Genomic DNA, 6185 nt, shown 5'->3' with positions numbered 1-6185 from the left:
TCAGTGTTCCTCATTCATCCGGATGGCATCCTCAATTGCTGCTGTCATTCCGGATAAAGCCGGTATTTGCTGCGCTTTTATGTCGCGTAATCTTTCCCGCACAGGCACACCTAAAAAACGGCTCACATGATCAAGGTTAAGCTTCAGGTACTGACCCCGGTTGCTGCTGCTGACAGGCGTTCTGAGGTTAAGCAACATCTGCAGAAAAGCCCTGTCGGTCAGACTGATTTCGCAGGCCCACTCTCTGACAACTTCATCGCCCGCAAGCTCGGCCCATGCTGACAGGAAAATTGACAGGTAAGGAACTTGTGACAGTTCTTTCCGGATCCGCGTTTCTTTAAGCCGTGTAGTTAACGCCAGGCGTAGCTGCTCTGCCTCCTCGGCAGTAAAAGGTTCTGTCTTATTCGTGCCTTGTGCGCTGTGCTTCCGCAGAAAATCACGCAGATATAATGCGGCCCATGCAAAGGCTTCTGCCTTACGGAAAAGACGGGAAATAAAACGTACCGTCTCCCTGCGTCTCCCTGACATCAGCTGTTGTATCAGCTGCGTGACGAGTGAGTCGATACCGATGTCTTCCTGACGAAAAAAAAGATTTCTTTCACGATAAAAGGGCAGGATGCGATCGCTACAGCGGAAAAAGAACGTCAGAAGATTGCGCTGAACCATGTCACCTGAATTTTCTGTGAGCCCAGGAGTGAGGCGCGTCAGGATATGCTCAAACCAGGTTCGGGAGGATATGCCGTTATCCGTAACGCTATCCAAAAGGCGTGCTTCCAGCGCAGAATAATCACTGGCCGCAAGCTCAATAATCTGCTGAATATCGGCGTCAGACATCACGTTCTGAGGAGCTGAAAATGAAAAATAATAGCGCCAGTAGGTACTGCTCCCCAGCCGGCGCTGATTTGTGGCCTGCTCCGCCTCGGCCGGACGCTGGCTTTCAAACATCCGCAGGTGCTCTCTGTCAAATCCGGTAATGCCTGGCAGCCACGTAAGCAGTTCCCACGGAGAAGCGGCCCTGGATGCTCCGAACTTCTCCAGTGCGGTGAAAAGCCTGTCGGTCAGTACCTTCGTCTCTTCCTCCCCAACCGAACCGTCACGACTGACAACCACTGACCACGCGGTCAGGTAATCTTCAGTCCAGGCGGCAAACTCAGGATTTACGGTATTAATAAGCTGCAGAAGACACAAATCAGGAAAATACACATAATCCCGCAGTCCGTGGTACCGGAAACGTATGGCATTGAGTGCATGGTTTACTTCCCGTGGGGTGGAAAGCCGCTCTCCGTAGACCTCGACAAATAGCGCCAGCAACCGCTCACTGTGTGCATCAGGCTCACGCCCGCTGACCTCGCGCCATATTAGGAGGGCGCTTTCACGAAACTGCCGACGCAGGGTAAAGCTCTCCGGTCGGGGAAGAGCAAATGACAGCGGGATTATTTTCTGCAGATAAAGCCGTCCGTCCGGTACCCCCAGCCCGTGTTCAACAGCATGTGCCAGCACCTCCCTGTCATAACACATGACATAGCGAAACCTGGAGAAATCAGCCACTGAACGAACCATACGTAATATTTCGACCGCCTGGGCGGGCTCCAGTCTGTCCAGATCGTCAATAACGATGATAAAACTGATCCCAAGGCCTGTGATTTTATTTTCAAGCTCTGCGCGCAGTTCTGCTGCCGTTTTCTGCCGTTGTTGCAGGTCTGTCTCTCCCAGCGTCTCCATCACATCGGCGGCAATCCCCAATCCGGGCACGCCTAATTTACCGGCCAGACGAGCAACCGGGGCAAGCCTGCGGGAGGTCTGCTGCGCATAGTTAACCAGCGTACCGGTTACCGTCGTCACGTTACGTATATCCGCCTGAGCCGCGGTTTCATACTTCGCCAGCCTGCCCGCAATGGTCAGCAACAACGACGTTACCGGACTCTCGTCCGGAGAAATAAGCCACGGTGAAAACGGCACGATTTCGGTAGCAGCCGGAGCCTTCTGTCTGAGCCGGGCAGTCAGCAGGTTAAGGAGACTCGTTTTCCCTGATCCCCATTTGCCCTCGATACCGATAACGGTGCTGATATTTTCATCCAGTTCGCAAATGCTCCGGGCCAGCCCGTCCGCAATGGCTGAAAAACCATAGCGGTCATCTTCAGCTTTTATAACCGGCCCCTCAAAACCGGCACGTGAAAGTTCTGTTCCGGCAGCCATTTATAAATCCCCGTACAGGGCGCGCAGCTCTGCCAGCACAGGGGCAGCGGCCGGCGCGTTCACTTCGGCCAGAAATGCCGTTTCCAGCGCCAGATAGTTGTCGGCCGTCATCGAGATATGGATGCCGCTCAGACCGAGGATGACATCAGTGCCTTCCGCGCGCGGAATATACACCGACACGTGCTTATCCCGGCTGTGCCAGCCGTGCAGCACCGGTTGCGCCGCCCGTGCCTGCAGCTGGCGAACCAGTGCGCTGAACACCTCCCAGCCCATCGCCGTCACCACGCACCCTGCCGACACAATAAGACCAAAAGTGGGCGCCTCCCACTCCCTGCCGGGCAGCTGTGGCGCGCGGTTACCGCTTACCTGAACATGCAGACGGATATCACCGACCTCAGCCGTCAGATTCAGATCCTCAGTGACCAGTCCGGTCGCGGCCACCCAGGCCTTCATCTCCTGTTCATCCAGGGCCTGCGCCTTCACGACCAGCGGAAATATCAGCCGGAGCCGGTCAGGGCTGCAAATCTGCGCCAGAGCCTCATCGGGAAAGTTCTGCAGCTCAAGCGCCCCGGAGGAGAGCGGGCGAAGCAGGTACTCTGCCCAGGAGGGATCCACATGTCGGGGCATGACGGCCATAAAGCGCTGCGTTTCTTCCGGGTAGTTCTTCCCCGGAAAATCGAAGGTCCGGTTGATGTAAAAGGTGTCCACCTCAATCTTATGCGCTTCGGCATAAAGCAGCGCGTCAAAGGTGATGTTCATGAGAGCCTCAATGACCGGCCAGCTCACGTAGCCGCTGCCGTACAGGCAGGCCCGGTGAGCATGGTCAAAGAGCCAGCGCAGCTCTGCATGTCTGAGGGTCTGGCGTCCGAAGAACTCGCCGCGGACGATTTTCCTGTAGAGCGATTCACGTGTGCCGGCAGGATCGGCGTTCAGCGCCAGCGAATCGTCGCCCGGCGCCGCAGACATGAGCTTCTCCTCGATGAAGCGGCCCGCAAGGGCATTAACGGACGTGGCCTCGGCGGACGCACGGGACTTGAGGCTCTCGATCAGTTTTTTGGGAAAACGCAGGTTCAGCTGGCTCAGCATGGGAGACTCCATATAGAAAAGATAATTGATGCTATCATAGCACTTAGCTTGCTTATGTATTTATTATAAGCTTATTTTTAAGCATTGTGTGATGCGGCGAAGAGTTCTGCATGCTTTGAGACATTATCTTTCATCACACCGGCTATTGATTTTTCCTGCTGAGATCCGAAAAAAGGTAAAGTCGGATCTCTGTAACACACATGTATTTTCCCCGGAAAGTAACGGACGTATACCAGCGTGACAGCGTCATCTGACACTTTCACACATTCGATTTTCCGAATGTATGGTTGTTTTTTTTGTCTCCGGGCGTATGCTTTACGCAACCGAACAGGAGGAATAATGACCCTTACAGCCCTTAAGCTTTTCAAAAACCTGTCCGATGAAACCCGTCTGGGTATTGTCCTGCTGCTCAGGGAGATGGGAGAACTGTGCGTCTGCGATTTCTGCACGGCGTTGGATGAGTCCCAGCCCAAGATTTCCCGTCATCTGGCAATGCTCCGGGAAAGCGGTCTATTGCTGGATCGCAAGCAGGGGAAATGGGTTCATTATCGCTTATCCCCGCATATTCCTTCCTGGGCTGCTCAGGTGATTGAGCAGGCCTGGTTAAGCCAACAGGACGACGTACAGGCCATCGCCCGTAAGCTGGCATCGGCAAACTGCTCTGGTAGCGGTAAGGCTGTTTGCATCTAAAAAAAATTTGCCTGAACATATGTGTTTTTTCGAATGTATGAGGTATTCAGAATGAAGACGTTAACGGTGTTTGACCCGGCAATGTGCTGCAGTACCGGTGTATGTGGTTCAGATGTCGATCAGGTTCTGGTTGATTTTTCTGCTGATGTGCAGTGGCTGAAAGAACGTGGTGTACAGGTTGAACGTTACAACCTGGCGCAGCAGCCCATGAGCTTTGTTCACAATGAGAAAGCGAAATCCTTCCTCGACGCATCCGGCGCAGAAGGGCTTCCGCTGCTGTTGCTGGACGGCGAAACGGTGATGGCTGGGCGATACCCAAAACGCGCTGAGCTGGCTCGCTGGTTCGGTATTCCGCTGGAGAAGGTAGGGTTAGCTCCCACCAGTTGCTGTGGTGGTAATACTTCCTGTTGCTGAATATGTCAGGAGGACATATGAAATTCTTACAGAATATCCCGCCTTACCTGTTTTTTACTGGCAAGGGAGGTGTAGGAAAAACTTCCATTTCCTGCGCGACGGCTATCCGCCTTGCCGAACAGGGTAAGCGGGTTTTGCTGGTCAGTACCGACCCGGCCTCCAATGTCGGTCAGGTATTCGATCAGGCTATCGGTAACACGATTCGCCCTGTGACAGCAGTTCCTGCAATTTCCGCACTGGAGATTGACCCGCAGGAAGCCGCCCGGCAATATCGGGCCAGAATCGTTGATCCTATCAAAGGTCTTTTGCCTGATGACGTTGTTAACAGTATCAGCGAGCAGCTTTCAGGAGCCTGTACGACTGAGATTGCTGCGTTCGATGAATTCACGGGCTTACTAACAGACGCTTCCCTGCTGACCCGCTTTGATCACATCATTTTTGATACAGCGCCGACGGGCCACACGATTCGTCTGCTCCAGCTTCCCGGTGCCTGGAGTAGCTTCATTGAAAGTAATCCAGATGGTGCTTCCTGTCTTGGCCCAATGGCCGGGCTGGAAAAGCAGCGTGAGCAGTATGCTCATGCGGTAGAGGCTTTGTCCGATCCTGAACGTACCCGCCTGGTTCTGGTTGCACGACTGCAAAATTCTACGCTGCAGGAAGTCGCCCGCACTCATGAGGAACTGGCTGAGATTGGCCTGAAAAATCAATATCTTGTGATTAATGGTGTGCTGCCTGAAGCCGAAGCTGAACATGACGCCCTGGCCGCGGCGATATGGCAACGTGAGCAGGAGGCACTGGCAAATCTTCCTGCCGGTTTATCTGAGCTACCGACAGATACCCTGTTACTCCAGCCAGTCAATATGGTTGGTGTTTCAGCATTGAAGGGACTGCTGGATACCCGTTCTGAGGCATTACCGCTCCCGGTAACGAATATCCTGTACACGCCTGAAAACTTATCTCTCTCTGGCCTGGTCGATGATATCGCTCGCAGTGAACACGGCCTGATTATGCTGATGGGCAAAGGTGGTGTAGGGAAAACCACGATGGCTGCTGCCATCGCCGTCAGGCTGGCAGACATGGGATTTGACGTGCATCTCACGACCTCTGATCCTGCTGCGCACCTGAGTACAACGCTGAACGGCAGCCTCAAAAACCTGCAGGTCAGCCGCATCAACTCTCACGATGAAACCGAACGCTATCGCCAGCATGTTCTTGAGACGAAGGGAAGAGATCTGGACGAAGCAGGGAAACGGTTACTGGAAGAGGATTTACGCTCTCCCTGTACAGAAGAAATTGCCGTGTTTCAGGCCTTCTCCCGTGTAATTCGTGAAGCGGGTAAGCGCTTTGTTGTCATGGATACCGCCCCTACCGGACACACGCTGCTGTTGCTGGATGCGACCGGGGCTTACCACCGAGAGATTGCCAAAAAAATGGGGAGTAAAGGTCATTTTACTACCCCCATGATGCAGCTTCAGGACCCGGATAGAACCAAAGTTCTGCTGGTTACGCTTCCTGAAACCACACCGGTCCTGGAAGCGGCAAACCTGCAGGCTGACCTTGAAAGAGCGGGGATTCATCCGTGGGGCTGGATTATCAATAACAGCCTTTCCATTGCGGATACGCGTTCTCCGTTGCTTTGTCAGCGTGCTCATCAGGAATTGCCTCAGATTGAGGCTGTTAAGGATCAGCATGCTGACCGTATAGCGCTTGTTCCGGTGCTGGCGTCAGAGCCCGCCGGTATTGAAAAGCTCAGAGAGTTGATGAGCTAATTTTTTGACATATACAGGGCGACAAAGTCG

At 53.7% G+C, this 6185-nt stretch carries 5 protein-coding genes; 3 read left to right on the top strand and 2 right to left on the bottom strand.

Annotated features, from left to right (window positions below; genetic code table 11):
• Nucleotides 1-2196: a KAP family P-loop NTPase fold protein gene (locus CSK29544_RS22015; protein WP_007778991.1), complete on the bottom strand. Its 2196-nt coding sequence runs from the start codon at nt 2194-2196 to the stop codon at nt 1-3.
• Nucleotides 2197-3282 (bottom strand): hypothetical protein, encoded by a 1086-nt coding sequence (locus CSK29544_RS22010; RefSeq protein WP_007889785.1) that lies wholly within the window; start codon nt 3280-3282, stop codon nt 2197-2199.
• A gap of 339 nt (nt 3283-3621) precedes the next feature.
• On the opposite strand from CSK29544_RS22010, the gene arsR reads away from it, so the two are divergent.
• Genes arsR through arsA form a run of 3 tightly spaced genes read left to right on the top strand, consistent with a single transcriptional unit; the run spans nt 3622 to nt 6155 of the window.
• Complete coding sequence (arsR, locus tag CSK29544_RS22005) at nt 3622-3972, top strand: As(III)-sensing metalloregulatory transcriptional repressor ArsR (RefSeq protein ID WP_004206664.1); 351 nt, start codon at nt 3622-3624, stop codon at nt 3970-3972.
• A gap of 51 nt (nt 3973-4023) precedes the next feature.
• A complete protein-coding gene (arsD, locus tag CSK29544_RS23655) occupies nt 4024-4386 on the top strand; it encodes an arsenite efflux transporter metallochaperone ArsD (RefSeq protein ID WP_004206665.1) in 363 nt (120 codons plus the stop codon).
• A gap of 17 nt (nt 4387-4403) precedes the next feature.
• Nucleotides 4404-6155: an arsenite efflux transporter ATPase subunit ArsA gene (gene arsA / locus CSK29544_RS22000; protein WP_007871772.1), complete on the top strand. Its 1752-nt coding sequence runs from the start codon at nt 4404-4406 to the stop codon at nt 6153-6155.
• Nucleotides 6156-6185 lie beyond the last annotated feature (30 nt).

It is taken from the genome of Cronobacter sakazakii (assembly GCF_000982825.1).
Classification (GTDB): domain Bacteria; phylum Pseudomonadota; class Gammaproteobacteria; order Enterobacterales; family Enterobacteriaceae; genus Cronobacter; species Cronobacter sakazakii.
This window is presented reverse-complemented; position numbering and strand designations above follow the sequence as displayed.